15 protein-coding genes are annotated in these 17518 nt (G+C 44.1%); 14 read left to right on the forward strand and 1 reads right to left on the reverse strand.

Annotated features, from left to right (window positions below; translation table 11 throughout):
• Positions 1 to 381: 381 nt before the first annotated feature.
• On the reverse strand, positions 382 to 1299 hold the full coding sequence (locus EIZ58_RS11640) for a DMT family transporter (RefSeq protein ID WP_167577630.1): 918 nt from the start codon (positions 1297 to 1299) through the stop codon (positions 382 to 384).
• 276 nt (positions 1300 to 1575) lie between these two features.
• On the opposite strand from EIZ58_RS11640, the gene EIZ58_RS11645 reads away from it, so the two are divergent.
• The 14 genes from EIZ58_RS11645 to EIZ58_RS11710 all read left to right on the forward strand — a co-directional run bounded on the left by EIZ58_RS11645 (position 1576) and on the right by EIZ58_RS11710 (position 17474).
• Positions 1576 to 2157, forward strand: coding sequence for a Uma2 family endonuclease (locus tag EIZ58_RS11645; RefSeq protein ID WP_134701003.1), 582 nt, complete (start codon positions 1576 to 1578; stop codon positions 2155 to 2157).
• 659 nt (positions 2158 to 2816) lie between these two features.
• Positions 2817 to 4187, forward strand: a complete 1371-nt coding sequence (locus tag EIZ58_RS11650) for an MATE family efflux transporter (protein WP_134701004.1) — start codon at positions 2817 to 2819, stop codon at positions 4185 to 4187.
• A gap of 206 nt (positions 4188 to 4393) precedes the next feature.
• Entirely contained in the window at positions 4394 to 5440 is a 1047-nt protein-coding gene (locus tag EIZ58_RS11655) for a LacI family DNA-binding transcriptional regulator (protein WP_134701005.1), read from the forward strand.
• A gap of 472 nt (positions 5441 to 5912) precedes the next feature.
• Positions 5913 to 6326 (forward strand): VOC family protein, encoded by a 414-nt coding sequence (locus EIZ58_RS11660; RefSeq protein ID WP_134701006.1) that lies wholly within the window; start codon positions 5913 to 5915, stop codon positions 6324 to 6326.
• 27 nt (positions 6327 to 6353) lie between these two features.
• Positions 6354 to 8603, forward strand: coding sequence for a PxKF domain-containing protein (locus EIZ58_RS11665; protein ID WP_134701007.1), 2250 nt, complete (start codon positions 6354 to 6356; stop codon positions 8601 to 8603).
• 383 nt (positions 8604 to 8986) lie between these two features.
• The gene (locus EIZ58_RS11670) at positions 8987 to 9634 is read left to right on the forward strand and encodes a GntR family transcriptional regulator (protein WP_134701008.1); all 648 of its coding nucleotides are present in this window, start codon (positions 8987 to 8989) and stop codon (positions 9632 to 9634) included.
• A gap of 58 nt (positions 9635 to 9692) precedes the next feature.
• Positions 9693 to 10736 (forward strand): glycoside hydrolase family protein, encoded by a 1044-nt coding sequence (locus tag EIZ58_RS11675; protein ID WP_134701009.1) that lies wholly within the window; start codon positions 9693 to 9695, stop codon positions 10734 to 10736.
• Positions 10737 to 10778: 42 nt separating this feature from the next.
• Entirely contained in the window at positions 10779 to 11825 is a 1047-nt protein-coding gene (locus EIZ58_RS11680; protein WP_205672172.1) for a glycoside hydrolase family protein, read from the forward strand.
• Between the two features lie 14 nt (positions 11826 to 11839).
• Positions 11840 to 12859, forward strand: coding sequence for a Gfo/Idh/MocA family protein (locus EIZ58_RS11685; RefSeq protein ID WP_134701010.1), 1020 nt, complete (start codon positions 11840 to 11842; stop codon positions 12857 to 12859).
• Between the two features lie 19 nt (positions 12860 to 12878).
• Positions 12879 to 14237, forward strand: a complete 1359-nt coding sequence (locus EIZ58_RS11690) for an ABC transporter substrate-binding protein (RefSeq protein ID WP_134701011.1) — start codon at positions 12879 to 12881, stop codon at positions 14235 to 14237.
• 81 nt (positions 14238 to 14318) lie between these two features.
• Complete coding sequence (locus EIZ58_RS11695; protein ID WP_167577631.1) at positions 14319 to 15191, forward strand: carbohydrate ABC transporter permease; 873 nt, start codon at positions 14319 to 14321, stop codon at positions 15189 to 15191.
• Between the two features lie 21 nt (positions 15192 to 15212).
• Positions 15213 to 16091 carry a carbohydrate ABC transporter permease gene (locus EIZ58_RS11700; protein ID WP_134701013.1) on the forward strand — a complete coding sequence of 293 codons (879 nt, stop codon included), beginning with the start codon at positions 15213 to 15215 and terminating at the stop codon, positions 16089 to 16091.
• Positions 16092 to 16108: 17 nt separating this feature from the next.
• Positions 16109 to 16726 carry a YesL family protein gene (locus EIZ58_RS11705; RefSeq protein ID WP_134701014.1) on the forward strand — a complete coding sequence of 206 codons (618 nt, stop codon included), beginning with the start codon at positions 16109 to 16111 and terminating at the stop codon, positions 16724 to 16726.
• Positions 16727 to 16736: 10 nt separating this feature from the next.
• The gene (locus tag EIZ58_RS11710; protein WP_134701015.1) at positions 16737 to 17474 is read left to right on the forward strand and encodes an amidohydrolase family protein; all 738 of its coding nucleotides are present in this window, start codon (positions 16737 to 16739) and stop codon (positions 17472 to 17474) included.
• Positions 17475 to 17518: the final 44 nt, after the last annotated feature.

Below are 17518 nucleotides of genomic sequence, written 5' to 3' on the forward strand. Positions count from 1 at the left end.
GAAGGCTGGCTCCGGCATTATGAAAGAGGGACCTGCAAATGGCAGGTCCCTCTGATGCTTTCCTACTGTGGCTGACACAGTCCTTTCCGAAGAACACTATCAAATAAAGCGAGCATCCGCAAGGGAACTACGTTGACTTTGGATGCTTTTTATTCCGGAGTGGAGAGTTCCCGCACAAAAAATGCAAACAAGCCGGCGTCTTGGCTGTCGAGGATGGAGAATCCAACCCTTTTTGTGATTGCCTCTCTCGGGCGCGAGCGATTATGGCTATTATGGTTACGCCGATGAGGAGTTGGTTGTAGTGTATGATCCTTATATGAACCAGGTCGGAAAAGCCATTGAACTCGAAATAACATTTAAAAGAAAAAGACTACAATTCTCCTAAGAGATTGTAGTCTTCTGATTTAATGCGGTTTTTTCTGCTTTAACTGTGCGTTGTTTGGTAGAAATCCAAATTCCTGCGCTGATTAGCATAAATCCAACAATATGCTGAATCAGTAATGTTTCTCCCAAATAGACGACCGACCCAAAAACGGCTGTAATGGTTATGACATTTAAGAAAATCGACGCGCCTCCGGCCCCCAGTCTCTGTAGGCAAATATTCCAGCCAATAAACCCAAGAGTGGTTAACACGGCGGACGAAAGGAAAATTTTTCCCCAAGTAAGCCCACCGAATGTAAATAAGGAAGACATATCCTGGCCTATCGGCACAACCAGTAGCATCAAAGCACCGAGCACATAGGTATACATATTCACATGGACAACGTGCATGGTATCCGCTAACTTTCGAAAGTATATAAAGCTAAAAGCTTGAGTAGCCATCGAAATGAACAGCAGAATATCCCCCGCGGAAAAAGCAAGAGAAGAAAATCCTTTAAATACAATCGAGAAGATTCCAATAAAACCAAGAACCACTCCGACATAGTGGTTTCTATTCAACGGTTCTTTCAACAGCAAAGCGGCAAATAATGTCGTTGTTAATGGGTTTAACCCCATGATGAGTGCCCCATTCGTGGCTTGTGACAGTTGGAGTCCAAGTGCTAGAGTGATCTGATGAAGAAAGACACCAAAAAAGCTGGTGAGAAACAAATGCTTCCACTGGTTACGATGAGGCCATATGAACCCGCATGCGGTATACGATAACAATACCAAGGTCAAAGCCGTAATCGTCATGCGAATATAGGTTAGAACGAGCGGTTCAACAGTAAAAAGCAATGACTTTATCAGAATCATATTATGGCCCATGGAGATGGTCACAAAGGTCGCAAATAGGTAGGCACCTCGTTGTGACTGAAACACAATGATCCCCCTTAAATGGACTATGATCATTCATTATATAACAATTGTTCTGATATGTCCCAGGAAATTGAAAAATTAACCAGGAAATGTTTGTTGTAAATCAGCTAGGTGTCAATTGCAGAGGATCTATCCTCATTCCGACTAGTCCATTTGTGACTGGTCTTTTCTCTGCGTGCAGGGGAGAATTGTTTTTTTTCAATTGCACTGGCAATGTGAAGTCAAATTCCATCTTATGGTATAATTGATGATAGATTAAATTTTTAGGTGGTGATGACATTGACAGTACCACAAGAAAAACAAAATTTTACTTACGAGGACTATATAAAATTAACTGATGATATGAGGTATGAGGCCATCGATGGTCAAATCTACAATATGACTCCCTCACCTACACCAAACCATCAAGGAATATTAGGTGAATTATTCATTGAATTTGGAAGTTATCTTAGAGGAAAACAGTGCAGGGCTTTTATTTCCCCAATAGACGTTTGTTTTTCTGATGAAAAAGAGGATTTAGGTCAGATTAAAGAATGGGTGATTCCAGATCTCGTTGTAGTTTGTGATAAGAACAAAATTGGGGATAAGCGGATCATGGGTACTCCTGATTTGTTGATCGAAGTATTATCTCCTTCTACGGCAAAACATGACAGGCTGACCAAGTACAATAGATATCAAAGGGCGGGGGTTAAGGAATACTGGATAGTAGACCCGGTCCATAAAACGATTGAGGTCTATTTTCTTGAGGGAGAAGGATATAAGCGAAAGGGTATTTATTCTAGGGGTGACATCCTTCCGGTAAGCATTTTTGAGGATTTCAGCCTTGATTTGGATATTGTTTTTCGAAATGATGAAGAATAACCTATTAGTGCTTATTTAGGGTATACCCCCCTCAGGTAAGGAATTGTCCCTTCTACAAGGTAAAGCACGGAGAGCTTTACCGTTAGCAAATATATAATATCCTCTACAGAAAAGAAAACTTGGCTGGGGCGCCAAGTCTTAAAAGGCTCCCCTACCTGCGGGTTCATTTTGATTTATCAAAATGAAGGTAAAATCTTGATGTCAAGATCGGGGAAAGGCGATAGCCAAGTTGCCTTTATGTAGAAAAATGAATTGCTATCATATATAAAATAGTTAATGAGAGTCTCTTGATCAATTCAGGAGACTTTTTTTACTATCATATCAATTGTTGAGAAAATGTAGTTGTTGAGTATCCGAGGCCAGTTTACCTATCGAACAGTTTCATTCTTGGGAGGTTATAAAGTACTGGCAAGCCTGCCGCCTATTAACTTTATTAGGCTCGATCCGTCGCTGCCATCTGTGTGAATCTAGTTTTATTGAGAATAATTAGAAATGGTCAAAAAAGGATGAGTTTTATGAATGTACAATATTCTCAATCTAAAATATAATTTGGAAAATATCATTTAAAGGAGAAAAATGAGTCGAGGTTCTATCATGACCGACTATGAATGCGAAGTGACCAATCGAAGAATAAAACTTCCGAGGAAGGCCGGGACAACATGAATAATGTAGATAGGAAGAAACTATCGCTTGTAGCGATCACATGGCCTATTTTTATTGAGTCTTTCTTACATATGATCTTGAGGTCCGCCGATACGTTCATGCTAAGCAAGGTGTCTGATGCTGCAGCAGCTTCGGTTGGCGTATCTAATCAGCTCATCATGTTTATATTTTTCCTTTTCAACTTTGTTGCGATGGGTTCAGCTATAGTTATTTCACAGTATCTTGGAGCCCGGAAATATGACGTGATACCCCAACTTACAGGGAACGCCATTTCATTGAATTTTCTGTTCGGATTGCTGATTAGCTTGAGTGTGTTCATATTTAGTGCTCCTCTTATCGGAATGTTCGGCCTAGAAAAAGAACTATTCTCACAAGCTGAAGTTTATCTTCGCATTGTTGGCGGTATGGTGTTCATTCAAGCGGTCATGCTTACTGTTTCAGCGATCGTCCAGGTTCATGGATTTACGAGAGACACGATGATTGTGACGGTAGGAATGAATCTCCTGAATATCGCAGGAAATTACCTGTTAATTTTTGGCGCTTTGGGCTTTCCTAAATTAGGGGTTGAAGGAGCAGCGCTATCGACCGTGATCAGCCAGGCTCTTGGGTTAATGGTTATGGTCGTGGTCCTCATCAAGAGGGTAAAAGTTCCCTTGAGGTGGAAGGAAGCCGTCCAATGGAAGAAGGATCACATAAAAATGATCGTGGCCATTGGAGGTCCTGTTTCTGTCGGACAATTGTCGTATACGGCGAGTCAAATTGTAACGACCTCTTTTATTACGGGCCTTGGAGCACAGATGTTAGCGACGAGAATCTACACGCAAAATATCATCATTTTCATTATGGTTCTGTCGATTGCTCTGGCGAAAGGAACACAGATCATGATTGGGCATTACGTAGGAGCGGGAAAAAAAGAGGAGGCCTATCAGCAGGCATTTCGAAACCTGAAGTTCAGTATCGGTATGGCGTTAGGGGCTACGGCCATAATCTGTCTATTCAGGGAACCGCTGTTTCAATTATTTACGGATGATCCTGTTATTATTGCGATGGGAACAACCTTGCTTTTACTGGGGTTTTTGCTGGAACCTGGCAGATGTTTTAATATCTTGATGGTCCAATCGCTGCAGGCGGCGGGTGATTCCCGTTTTCCCATGTTGGTACAGATCCTCTTGATTTGGAGTTTTACCGTACCGGTTACGTATGTAATGGGGATTCATTTCGGATTTGGTTTAATCGGAATGTGGGCAGCCTTTATCGCAGATGAATGGCTGCGTGGAATGATTGTCGCTTGGCGTTGGAAGAGTAGGGCATGGGATAAAAAAGCACTGGTACGGTCTGATAGTGCCACCATGATGAAGGAGGCTTAGGACCTCACCCCATCGGTAAAGGATACGCGGAAAGACATAATCAGTGCTCTTCGCACCATTGGATATGCAGGAAAGAGCTGTGGTAAAATAGATCGCCGAATCCTTCATAAATACATCATTGACAGTCTTTTCCATTTAATGGTACGATAGCACCGTAATAAACGCGTGTTCACAGGCGCCTATTATTGTGAAATGAGGATAATGACTTGAAGAAAAAAATAGATATCAACAGTGAAGAAATCGCGAGGCTTGCGGGAGTATCAAGGAGTACGGTTAGTAGAGTCATTAATCATTATCCGAACGTCCCCCAAAAAACGAAAGAAAAAGTCATGAAAGTCATCAAGGAATACAATTATTATCCGAACCTATCAGCGCAAGTTCTCGCAGGAAAGAAAACCAAGACATTGGGTTTGTTTATCATTGAACGGGGACACCTATCTGAAGACACATCGGTCAATGAAGTAATCACCTGTTTGATTGAACATGCCTCTCTTTACGGATTTTATGTGCTTGCCCATGTGATCAGGGATACAACCGATCCTGAGAATGTCCACAATGTGAAGGAATTCTTTTATCAAGGGAGAATTGACGGAGGCATTTTTATTGGCGCAGCGAACCATGAACCCCTGGTCGAAGAGTTAATCGCTGAAGGTTTCATTGTGGGCATTGTCGATCAGGTCCTGCCGGGCCGAAATGAATCGAATAGGATCGTATGCAACTTCAATAATGAAGGAGCAATCATGCAGGCAGTGGATTACTTCGTAAGCATGGGTCATAAGCGGATTGGCATCATTACGAGCGATCTGAAAAAGTCTTCCACAACTTCTAAGCTGAATGGCTTTATGGCGGCAATGGAAAAGCACGGCTTATCCATCAATGACAGATGGATTCTTCCAGGCTTTTACGAGGGTGGGGGGTACACCGCCATTGAGCATCTGGTCCGAAAATCCAAGGATTTACCCACAGCCATTTTTGCTTCCAATGATAATATTGCATTTGCCGCTATTAGGGCGCTAAACGATTTTTCTCTGCGAGTTCCAGAAGATATATCGATTATCGGTATGAACGATCAGAAATTAAGCGCCTATTATAAGCCTGCTTTAACCACATTTCGGGCAAACTTCCGGGAAATGATGCTATTGGTGACTAAAATGGTAGTAGAGTCTATCCTAGAAGGTGCAGGAGAAGAATCACTTAAGGTGACCATGGATATGCAGTTTATTGAACGTGAATCTGTCGCAAGAATCAACTGAGTGCCTCTATGTATCTATCCATAGAGGTGTTGCTTTTATCGATCTGTGAACGCGTGTTTATAACATGATTAATGACTATGAAATCGGGAGAGATCGGATTCTTGGAGACGCTGGGAATGCCCCTTTCCTTCAAACAGGATAAAGGACATGAAAGATATGCCTATTTTGATTCGTTAGCAAAATTGGGGGTGACCATAGAGTTGAAAGAAGGAGGAGAAAGATAGTCTTTCTTTGTCGCAATAATTCAGAAAATTAAATCCTGTCATAAAATACTGCAAATAATACTTAATTTTCTTCTATTAAATGTGAATGTAAAAAACGTAGAAAGAGCCCAAAAACTGTTAATGAAAGGGCTGAGTGAAGGGCCGTCAAGGGGTAACGCTTAAGTAACCCGAAGGCTTGAAAGGGGTGATGTCTTCAGCGGATTCATTTTGATAAAAAATGAAAATATCTCACATTGGAGGAGTTAAAAATGATTAAAGGAATTGGTCATGCAGCCTATACTGTCCAGGATATGGAAAAGTCGCTTCATTTTTATTGTGATGTGTTGGGTTTTAAAAAAATGTTTGAATTAAACAGACCCGAAAACGGAGAACCATGGATCGTTTATCTTAAAGTGCAGGAAGGACAATTCATCGAGTTGTTTTATGGTGGAAGTAAGAATGTAAGTATCGATAAAGATACGATCGGTTATTCTCACTTATGCTTAGAAGTCGAGAACATTCATGAAATCGCGGATCATATCAAGAGCCACGGGTTGACTCTAGATGTGGAGCCGAAGCAAGGTGTAGATTTAAATTATCAATGCTGGGTAAAGGATCCCGATGGAAACCGGATTGAATTTATGCAAATGAACCCAGAATCTCCACAAATGACATTAAAGTAAAATTAGCGAAAAGAAAGGAAGTTATAAATGAAGAAAATTTCAACCCGGATACTGACTCTGTTAATCGTGATGGTCATGATCCTTCCTATGAGCAGCTCTTTGTCTTTTGCCAACGACGGCAACATCACCGCAGCAGATCTTAAAGCGTCGATGCAGAACGCCAACCAGCTTCCCCCCCCAACGGACGTGGACGAGAGGGCGGCGAGAGGGAATTATCTTCCCTACACCGGCTACTTTGAGGAAAGTTTTACGGACGGCGCTGCTGCCGGCCGGAAGGCGAGGTTCTATATCCCGGAAGGCTCCTATGTGCGCAATTACTTTCTAACGCTTGCGCTGCCGAGCGAAACAGATGTCGAGGAATTTCTGGTGGACAGCGGGTGGATCGATATTGCCAAAGCCAATCGACTCTGCCTGATGATCCTGCTGCCGAACGGCGATAAGTGGGGCTCCTACGCGGAGGAGCGGGCCTATGTGGATTATATGCTGGACGGCTATACTTCAGCCCGCAAGTGGTATTCCATCTACAATGAATTCTATCTGGCCGGTTACGGTGACGGCGGAGACATCCTTCAGCAATGGACCGCCGAGAATCCCCTGTTTGTGATCAGTCAGGCCTATTTTGATTCGTCCATCGATGCAGACGCGCTTATGGCCGCGGGAGAAAAATATTACGTCCATGACGGGCAAAAGGCGGCGACCTCCGCAACGCCGGTGGAGGCTACCTTCGAGAGCGTACAGAAGAAGGACATCCCGGTTCCCACCTACTTCTTTGGAAGCCATACGCCGCAAGGCGCGATCGATTACTGGAAGTCCGCGAACGAGAGCGACGGGAGCGTGAAAGAAGGCGCCGGCCCGCTGGGAAGCGATATCTTCTTCCAGAACAAAGTGAACTCCAAGGCTATAGCCACTGCGTACAGTAATGTGGTTTCGCGGGTTGCGGTGCTGGACGATCAGGTCGACTACGTTGACCCGAAAGTTACGCAGGAAGTATACGATGCTCTCGCAGTATACACGCGTTACACGAACAGCTCGGCCTGGAGCAACGCGCTGGGATTCCGGCCCGACCACAAAAAGCTTGGAATCGAAATTGTGGATTTCTGGACCAAGGAAGAGGGCGGTAAAGATTTCAAACGCCAATACATCGTCTATGTGCCCGAGAAAGTGAAGGACAAGAAGCTTTATCCTAATGGCGCCCCCGTGCTTTACGCGTTCGGAGGCAATGGAAATAACGCCTTCCAGTTTTTCGAGGCTAGCCAGTATGTTGAGTTGGCCGATACGTATGGCTTCAGCGTTGTTATGCCCAGTGAACACACGTCACCAAACGGCGTGACCACAACGTGGCGCATCGGCGAGGATGAATATCAATTCGTTTTGGCTGTGATGAATCAAGTGAACGCCAAATACGGCGAATACTTCGACCAGAAAAGGCTCTTCGCCCTCGGGCACTCCCAGGGCGGCGGTATGGTGAACTACCTTTCCGAAAGGGATCCTGATCTGTTCACAGCTTACGCTATAATGGCCGGTGTGACCCGAACCTTCGCGGAGGGCGCGCCCCCTGTTCCGATGTACACGATTTACGGCGAGTATGATACCGTACCTTACGCTACTAACAGGGCCCAATGGCTTAAACGAAATCATTTCAAAGAAGAAGATGCCGTCATCACCGATCCGTTCGATCTGCCGGCGAGATACAATAACCCTATCCAGTACCTGATTTATCCTAACACCCCCGAATACCCGGGGAATAAGTTTGTAACATCCACCTGGTACGACGAAAGCGGCATTCCTATGTTCAACGACACAACCGCCTATGGGCGCGAGCACAACAACACCGTTCCGGACGCGTGGCGGATATGGAAAGAATGGTTCTCCAAATGGGGCCGCGATGAAGACGGCAACCGCGTATACGGATACATTTTCGACGGCGTTAGGGCTCCGCTCAAGATGGATCAGGAAAACACCGTTAACTCGGGCAGTGTCATACCGGTCAAATTTGCCTTGAAGGATATTAACGGCCAACATGTTGGCAGTGCAAAAGCAGAATTGTATTATGCGCCAGTTGTTTCGGGTACGGTCGGAGCATACCAACCGGCAATCTCCAGTGGCAAAGCCAATACGGGCCATACCTTCAAATTCAGCGCGGAGGATCATCAGTACGTTTTCAATATGGATACCAAAGGCCTTGCAGCCGGCTCCTACAGGTTGAAAATTGTACTTGACGGTTCTCGGGAATTCAAAATTGACGTTACAATCAAAGCAACCTCCAAAAAAGGATAACGATCGGATTCGGTTATTTGAAGGGCTCTATGTCAATAGGGTGTAGAGCATAAGCAGAAATGATCCGGCAGGTAGCGAAAGCTATTTGCCGGATTTTATAAGTCTTAAGCTTGTTTCCTGGACTGGAAGGTTCCTCCATATTACTATAGCCTCTTTTTATGTATACAAGGTATTCTGTAAGAACAGAGAATAGCTTATTGGTAGAATACAATAGTATTTGTTATAAGATTTTGAATAATTCCTATTTTCAGTATTGACAAAAATTGGTGAAAGATTTACTATAAATACATAGTACACGCTGTATACAGCGTTCCTGATGAATACATCAGTTAAACATAGGTGATTACTCGCCTATCAGATATATAAGAAAGGAGGGAAAGTCTATGTTACTAAGATCATACGAAACGCTCGATGAAACCGTATACACGAAAGTTAAGGAAATGATTGTCAATCAGGAATTAAAGCCCGGTGATCTGATTGTACAGAATCAACTGGCACAAGTTTTAGGCGTAAGCAGAACCCCTCTCCGAAAAGCAATAGGAGAGTTAGAAGTGGAAGGTTTATTAGTGCGAACGACAAAAGGCTGGTATGTCAAAGAGTTTACACTTCAGGACATGCTATCAATTTTTGAAATACGGGCTGTTCTAGAAGGGCTAGCCTGCAGACTCGCGGTTCTGAACATTACCAAGGCAGATATTGCCTACATGAGAGCCTTATTCCAAGATGCGTATAAGCAGATTGATAAACATCAGGCTGAAGCGTATTATCATGCGGACGTTAAATTCCACAATATGATTGTGGAAATAGCTGATGACGAAATGCTGAGAAAGACAATTGAGTCCCAAAAGATTATTGCTACTAGCCAAATTCAAGGCTTGTACAGGGATCCAGCAGAAACGTATGACGAACATATGAAGATAATTGATGCTTTGGAGGCAAGAAACGGAGATCTGGCAGAACAACTTATTTGTGAACATCTTCGAAAATCAGCTAGCGTTATCAGGTCAGGGAAATATCATCTCTACAAGTAATATGTCATGAAGAAATTTCTTCATCGATATAAATCTTTGAAAAATTAAAGGAGGTTCTATGAAAAGGAGAAACACCATCGTCTCTATCCAAGGAGATCGATTCTTGATCAATGGAGAACTGACGTATAAAGAAAGGTATTGGGAAGGAAATCGTATTGAAGGCTTATTGATGAACACGCGTATGGTACAGGGGATCTTTGACGATCGAAACCAAGATACTGTGGGAAGGTGGGTCTACCCGGATACAGGAGTGTGGGATCCCGAACGGAACACGCGTGAGTTTATTGAGCAGATGCCGCTTTGGAAGGAGCACGGGATTTTAGCTTTTACCATCAACCTGCAGGGAGGAAGTCCGGAAGGATACTCCAAGACTCAGCCTTGGTACAATTCCGCTTTTCTTCCTGATGGAACATTGGATCCGGCATACATGGGCCGTTTGGAGCGAATCATGGACAAAGCTGATGAATTGGGCATGGTCGTGATCCTGGGGTACTTTTACTTTGGACAAGACAACCGATTGGAAAGTGAACGAGCTGTTAAACAAGCCACTGCAAATGCAACAGCATGGATATTAGAGAAGGGTTATACGAACGTATTGGTAGAGATTGCGAACGAATGCGATAACGGCAAGTACACACAGCCAATCATAAAAGCTGAACGAATCCATGAGCTAATAGAGTTAGTGCAAATGATGAGCCGTGCGGTCCGGCCGATTCAGCCTCTATTGACAGGAGCAAGCTTCGTATTCCAAACTCCGACGGATAACGTGATGGAGTGCTCGGATTATGTGCTGATCCATGGAAACGTCAGTGACGTCAACTGGATGCCTCAACAAATTCAGTTAGTGAAAGACAGAAGTTCCTATCGAGGACAGCCGATCGTCAATAACGAGGATGATCATTTCGACTTTGAGCAAGAGAAAAACCATCTCAAAATATCCGTTCAGCATGGCGTTTCCTGGGGCTATTTCGATCCAGGTGAAAGCAACTACTGCGATGGCTATCAATGTCCGCCCGTGCAATGGGGGATAAATACCGAACGAAAACAGGGCTTTTTTAACAAGCTGAAGGAGATTACAGGGGTGGGAGCAGCTGTTAAGTAAGTTAACTTTGACAATAATTTTTTGAATATTAGGAGGATAAACGTGAAGCAAAGAAATACGATGGTTTCTATTCAAGGCAACCAATTTCTCATCAACGGTGAACTGACGTACAAGGGTAGGTACTGGCAAGGTCACCGGATTGAAGGGCTGCTCATGAATACGCGCATGGTGCAAGGGATTTTTGATGATAAGAATCCTGATACGGTTGGAAGGTGGGCTTATCCCGACACCGGTGTATGGGATCCGGAGCGCAATACACGCGAGTTTATTGAGGCCATGCCGACGTGGAAAGAGCACGGGATTCTGGCCTTCACGATTAATCTGCAGGGGGGAAGTCCAGAAGGATATTCCAAGACTCAGCCTTGGCACAATTCGGCTTTTTTGTCGGATGGAACGTTGGATTCGGAGTACATGGATCGCTTGGAGCGGATCATCGACTGTGCAGATGAGCTAGGGATGGTGGTCATTCTCGGCTACTTCTACTTTGGGCAGGATATCCGCCTCGGAAACGAACGAGCTGTCAAGCAAGCTGTAGTGAATGCGACAACATGGGTACTTCAAAAGGGGTATACGAACGTCATTATCGAAATCGCTAACGAATGCGACATTGTCTATAAGCATTCCATTATCTTGGCTCCGCGCATACACGAACTGATTGAACTAGCTCAAATTACAGGCAAGGCACTTCGACCGGAGAACCCATTGCTAGTAGGAACAAGTTTTAGCGGTCGCCAGGTTCCAACCGACAATGTGATTGAGGTATCCGATTTCCTCCTGATTCACGGCAACGGCAGCAACGTACTATGGGTGCCTCAGCAAATAAAAATCCTGCGCGAAAAGAAGGCATATCGTGGACAGCCGATCCTGAACAATGAGGACGATCATTTCGACTTTGACCAGGAAGAGAACCATCTTGTTCTTTCCGTTCAGCAGTATGTATCATGGGGGTATTTCGATCCGGGCGATAGCAATTATCGCGACGGCTATCAATGTCCACCAGTGCAGTGGGGTCTGAATACGGAACTGAAAAAATCTTTCTTTACAAAAATGAAGGAAATTACGGGAGTGGAAACGACCGTAAAAAATTGAGGTGAAGAGGGGACATGGGCCAAAAATTAAAAGGAGTCATCTTGGGCGCCGGCCACTTTGCTGATATTCAGCTGGAGGCCTGGCAATCAGTCCAAGGGGCGGAAATGAAAGGGATCTTAAGCCGCACAAAAAAAAATGCCGAAGTCCTGGCGCAAAAATACGGATTACAGGTCTATGACGACTTTGACCAGATGATCCTAGATATCCAGCCGGACTTCGTAGATGTTTGTACACCGCCAGATGTACATCTTCATTATACAATACTTTCGGCGGACAGGGGAATCCCTGTTCTTTGCCAAAAACCTGTTGCCCCCAGTCTAGAAGAAAGCGAAGCGCTGGTCCAATACTGCCTGGACAGAAAGGTCCCGTTGATGATCAACGAGAATTGGCGCTGGCAGGGCTGGTATCGGGAGATAAAGAACATGATTGATCAAGGGATGCTGGGGAAAGTCTATCATACTTACTTTGCAATGCGTCCGGGAGATGGATGGGGAAACGACCCTTACCCGGTACAGCCCTTTTTTAAAGATATGAAGCAGTTTTTAATCTATGAAACAGGTGTTCATTGGATTGATACATTCCGCTATTTGTTTGGGGAAATCCGAAGTGTGTACTGCCAAATTCGCAAGATTAACTCGGTTGTCGCGGGAGAGGATCTAGCCATCATACATTTTGATTTTCGTAACGGGATGACAGGGATCTATGATGCGAATCGGACTACTTATATGGAAGAAGTTCGTTCACCGGCCTATGGTTGGATGACCCTGGAAGGTACGGAAGGAAAACTCCGATTAGAGCAGGATGGCCGAATTTATTATACTCCGCGAGGAGGATTGGAAAAAGAACACGCTTACACTATCCCCCCTGGCTGGAAAGGCGGTTGCGCCATTGCTACACAGCAGCACTTTATCGATGGTTTGCTGAAAGGAATCTCATATGAATCCTCGGGACCGGAATACTTAAAGACCGTTCGAGTGGTATATGCGTGCTATGAATCTGCTAGACAAAATCAAGTCGTGCACTTAGAAGAATAAAAGGGGGGGCTTTCCATTTATGAAAAAAATTCGAAAGTGGCTATCTTCCATGCTGGTTGTATCCATGTTGGGCTTAGTGAGCATGGGTTGCGGCGGTTCAACACAGACTCAAGGGACGACTCCAAGCACATCTGGCGAGCAAACAACGGAAAACAAGAAAGAGGAACCGAAAAAAGAGGGAAAGCCGGTTGAACTTCGCTTTGCAACGAATCAGACAGAGCAAACGGCCCTTCCTGTTATCAGCGCAGTATTTGACCAGTATATGAAGGAAAATCCCCATGTCAAAATTAAGGTGGAACAAGCACCGAATTACGATTTACAAACGAAAATCCAATTGGATGCCACGAGTGGAAGATTACCAGACTTCTTTCAATACTGGCGTCCGGATCCAGCTTACGGCTTGGATAAGATGATAGCAGCAGGATTGATTGCTGACTTAACCGAGTTTGCTAACCAACCGGACATCAAGGGATTATTTGATGAAACCGCATGGAATACGGCAACGGTTGATGGGAAAGTTCGGGGGATTCCGTTGCTGATGTTTTATATTCACATTTTAGCGAATAAGGAAGTATTCGAGAGTGCAGGAGTAAAGATTCCAGAAACTTGGGATGAGATGCTTACGGCGATGGACCAGCTTAAAGGAAAAGGCATTATCCCTTGGGGAGCAACGATTAAAGGAGATCACGGGGTAAGATTGTTCGACTATGTGTTTAGCGCTCACTTAACGAATGACCGAGCCTTAAATATGTTTGCGGGTAAGGAACCGATCGATATTCCGGAAGTAGTAGCAGCAGCCAAAGATCTGCAAAAGCTAGTAGTGGGCAACATTCCGGAAGATTCCATCGCCATTGAATATGATGCTTTGTATGCCAAGTATATTAATACCGGTAAAGCTGCACTTGTCATTGACGGTTCCTTTAGAACTTCTTCAATCGATAAAGCGATGGAAGATAAATTCCAAGTCATTCATTTCCCGATCATTCCAGGGGGAGCTCAAACCGAAACGCGCATTGAAAAGGATTTAACTACTTTGTTCTATTCCAGCGCCAAAGCATGGGACGACCCTGATAAGCGCCCGCACGTTGAAGAACTATTAAAGCGTTTGGTTAGTCGTGAATCGGCCAAGAAATATGCGGAAGATCAAAAGCAGCCGATTCCAACGCTTGGAGTGGAAATTGATGGATCAAAGCTTGGTCCGATAGCATCTGAAGCTCAAGCTCTCGCGCTCAGCGTGAAAGGAAATGTATGGATTCCAAAAGTCATGCAGCCAGAGAAGAGAAAGAAGTGGGAGCCAATGCTTGCTGAGTTCTTGAATGGTAAGTACACGCCAGAAGAGTTCGTTAAAAAGATGCATGATATTTTCTATGAAGGATAATCCAGTCTAAGAGTTCGATGAAAAGTGCTCATACCCTTCACGAGTATGGGCACTTTTTTACAAAGAAAGGAGTCGGTTGCGTTGGGTGAATTGAAGTTCCGAAAGTCGATCCTGTTTTATATGCTGCCTGCCTTTTGCATTTATAGCCTCTTTTTTGTCCTACCTTTTGCCCAAACTTTTTACTACAGCCTTTTCAAATGGGATGGCTTTGGGGAACCAACCTTTATCGGAATAGCCAACTACTTTCAATTGGTGACAGATGAACTGTTTACAAACGGGATTGGAAGAGTGCTGATATGGGCGTTTATGGCGATTTTATTCAAGGTTGGGATGGCACTAATTTTAGCTAATATTTTACGTAAAGCTATACGGGGCTCTAAGTTTTTCACAGGTGTCTACTTCATGCCTGTCGTGATCTCTTCAGCTGCGCTCTGTCTGATGTTTACGCTCATGTATGACAAGGATATTGGCATCTTTAACTGGATCCTATCGGCGATTGGCTTGGAGGGACTGACGCGCGCTTGGCTGGGAGATCAGAATACCGCCTTCTATGCGGTTCTGGCTGTGCCTATTTTTCACACGATCGGCTACTTCTTTATCATCCTGTTAGCAGGCATCAAAAATATCCCCGAGGAAATCTATGAATCCGCAGTCATAGATGGAGCCAATGCATGGACACTGTTTACTCGGATTACGGTTCCGCTCATATGGCCAGTTCTGCAAATCTGCATTATCCTAGCGATTAATGGAGCTATGAAAAGCTTTGATTATGTATTTATCATGACGCAAGGCGGACCGGGAACGTCTACCCAGGTTCCTGCTACTTACATGTACGATACGATATTTACTGCTTTCCAATTTGGGTATGGAACCGCTATCGCGTTCAGCATCTTTATATTTACCCTATCTGTCGTGCTGGTCTTCCGCAAATTGACAAACTTCGGAACTCATTAACCCTGAAGGGAGGTATTTCAAGTGGAACAAATTGTTGAAAAGGAAAAACAGTACCTGGTGGTTCATCAAAAGGAGAGCGCGATCAAGCCAATCCTATTCGCAACTTTAAAGTATGCATTTTTGATTGGCTTTTCTGTATTAACGATCTTTCCTATCCTATGGGTATTTAGTAATTCTTTCCGAAACAACAGTCAGATCTTTACAAAGATCACTCTCATTCCAGAAGCCTTTGACTTAACAAACTATATCAACGTGATTACTAAATCTAACATTCCTTTATCTTTTTGGCATTCATTAAGCATTACCGTCGTTAGCTTATGTCTTTTGATCGCCGTTGTCTTGCCAACAGCTTTCGCGATATCCCGCTTCAAATTTAAAGCAGCAGGCTATATCTACATCTTTTTCTCGCTAGCCGTATTCGTACCAACCATCACGATCTTGCCGATGCTGTTCAAGCTTTACAACCAACTGGGCTTCCTTGGACAAAAGTATCCGATCGTATTTGCCTACGTGGTAGAGCAGATGCCCATAGCTATCTTCTTGATGGTGACGTTCATGCGGGCCATTCCAAAGGAATTAGAAGAGGCAGCGATCATTGACGGTTGCAGCACTTGGAAGATTTTCCTAAAGATTATTATCCCACTTTCACAAAACGCGATTGTAACAGTCTTAATTCTAGCCTTCGTCAGCATTTGGAACGATTATATTCAAGCCTTTATCATCATTCCGGATTTCCGCACACTTACCGTTCAATTGGCCTATGCGAAGGATGAATATACAGTCGATTATGGCATGATGTCTGCTTCGATTATGTTTGCAATCACCCCGATGATCATCTTCTATCTATTTATTAAAGAACGGTTAATTAAAGGGATGGCTGCTGGGGCTGTTAAAGGATAAACAAAGGAGAATGCCGCATGAATAGTTGGATAGAGGGAACAAACCGAATCTGTGACTGGGTCGCTAAGCTTGCCTGGCTTAATATCCTATGGCTTTTGTTCTCTCTATTGGGCCTAGGGTTGTTTGGATTAATGCCTTCAACGATTGCCATGTTTGCTGTCATACGAAAATGGCTGCAGGAGGAGGAAGTATCGGATGGGAAAGAGTTTTGGAGGATTTACAAAAAGGAATTCTGGAGAGCCAATCTATTGGGGGGCGGATTAGCGTTAATCGGCTATCTGCTGTATTTGAATGCTCAAATCTTTTCAACAATGGACGGTATGGCTTTCGAGGTAATGAGCTACATCCTAGTCGGCTTTCTAGGTTATCAGTGCCTTATGCTGATTTATTTCTTTCCTTTATATGCAAACTATGAATTCACCTTCTCTCAATACCTAGTTTATGCTAGCTCGATGATTATTTATCATCCGATCCGAACAGCATTTAGTTTAGCCGGTTGTATCCTATTATTTTTCCTGTATCTTTCTTATCCTGCGCTTCTCATCTTTTTCAGTGGAAGCTCGATCGCTTTTCTTCTTATGTGGAATGCGTATGGCATGATACTAAGATTTGAACAAATAAATATGAGAGGTTAGGTGGAAGTTGATGATTATCGATACTCATTGTCATTTAGGGGTTTCCAAATTCTCCGGGGTCGATACCACGGAAGAGGATCTCATTCGGGCTATGGACTGGAACGGAGTTCAAGCTAGCCTTGTTATGCCGCAGCCTACGCTGGAAGATATTAGCGAGGTGCACCGAAGAATATATCGTGCCAGTCAAAGCTATCCAGGGAGGATTTTCGGCATGAGCAGCACGGATCCTTGGCTTGATGAGGACAGCTACCGCAACGAAGTAAATGCTTGTTTGAGCGATTATGGCTTTGTTGCATTAAAACTCCATCCGATGGGTCATAACATTTCACCCCTTTCGCCTAGGTGCGACAAGATCTATGAAATGGCTCTTGAGCATAAGGTTCCAGTGATTGTACATACCGGGATTGGAAATCCGTTTTCCCTTCCGTCTTTGCTCATTGATCCGGCCAAACGCTATCCCGATGTCACCTTCATTCTCGCTCATGCTGGATTTGCAGTTTATACGGATGAAGCTGTTGTCGCTGCCAAATATTGTGAAAATATTATTTTGGAGCCTTCCTGGTGTCCAACCTATACGGTTCGGAAAATGGTCAATACGATCGGGGCTGAGCGGATACTGATGGGTTCAGACCACGCCAGCAATTTGTCAGTGGAACTGGCCAAGTTTCATTCTATCGGTTTATCGGAGAGAGAATTAGAACAGATATTCTATGAAAATCCCAAACGGATATTTAAGCTAGAACTATAAGGAGGAAACATCCAAACGGTTTTGTTCCTGGCATCTCCGCCACG

Source organism: Ammoniphilus sp. YIM 78166 (genome assembly GCF_004522215.1).
GTDB lineage: Bacteria > Bacillota > Bacilli > Aneurinibacillales > RAOX-1 > YIM-78166.

What these genes read in the sequence shown, in the direction of transcription:
- EIZ58_RS11670 (WP_134701008.1), top strand. Translation starts at nt 8,987, where the DNA reads ATGTTACTAAGATCATACGAAACGCTCGATGAAACCGTATACACGAAA.
- EIZ58_RS11690 (WP_134701011.1), top strand. Translation starts at nt 12,879, where the DNA reads ATGAAAAAAATTCGAAAGTGGCTATCTTCCATGCTGGTTGTATCCATG.
- EIZ58_RS11660 (WP_134701006.1), top strand. Translation starts at nt 5,913, where the DNA reads ATGATTAAAGGAATTGGTCATGCAGCCTATACTGTCCAGGATATGGAA.
- EIZ58_RS11665 (WP_134701007.1), top strand. Translation starts at nt 6,354, where the DNA reads ATGAAGAAAATTTCAACCCGGATACTGACTCTGTTAATCGTGATGGTC.
- EIZ58_RS11650 (WP_134701004.1), top strand. Translation starts at nt 2,817, where the DNA reads ATGAATAATGTAGATAGGAAGAAACTATCGCTTGTAGCGATCACATGG.
- EIZ58_RS11685 (WP_134701010.1), top strand. Translation starts at nt 11,840, where the DNA reads ATGGGCCAAAAATTAAAAGGAGTCATCTTGGGCGCCGGCCACTTTGCT.
- EIZ58_RS11675 (WP_134701009.1), top strand. Translation starts at nt 9,693, where the DNA reads ATGAAAAGGAGAAACACCATCGTCTCTATCCAAGGAGATCGATTCTTG.
- EIZ58_RS11710 (WP_134701015.1), top strand. Translation starts at nt 16,737, where the DNA reads ATGATTATCGATACTCATTGTCATTTAGGGGTTTCCAAATTCTCCGGG.
- EIZ58_RS11705 (WP_134701014.1), top strand. Translation starts at nt 16,109, where the DNA reads ATGAATAGTTGGATAGAGGGAACAAACCGAATCTGTGACTGGGTCGCT.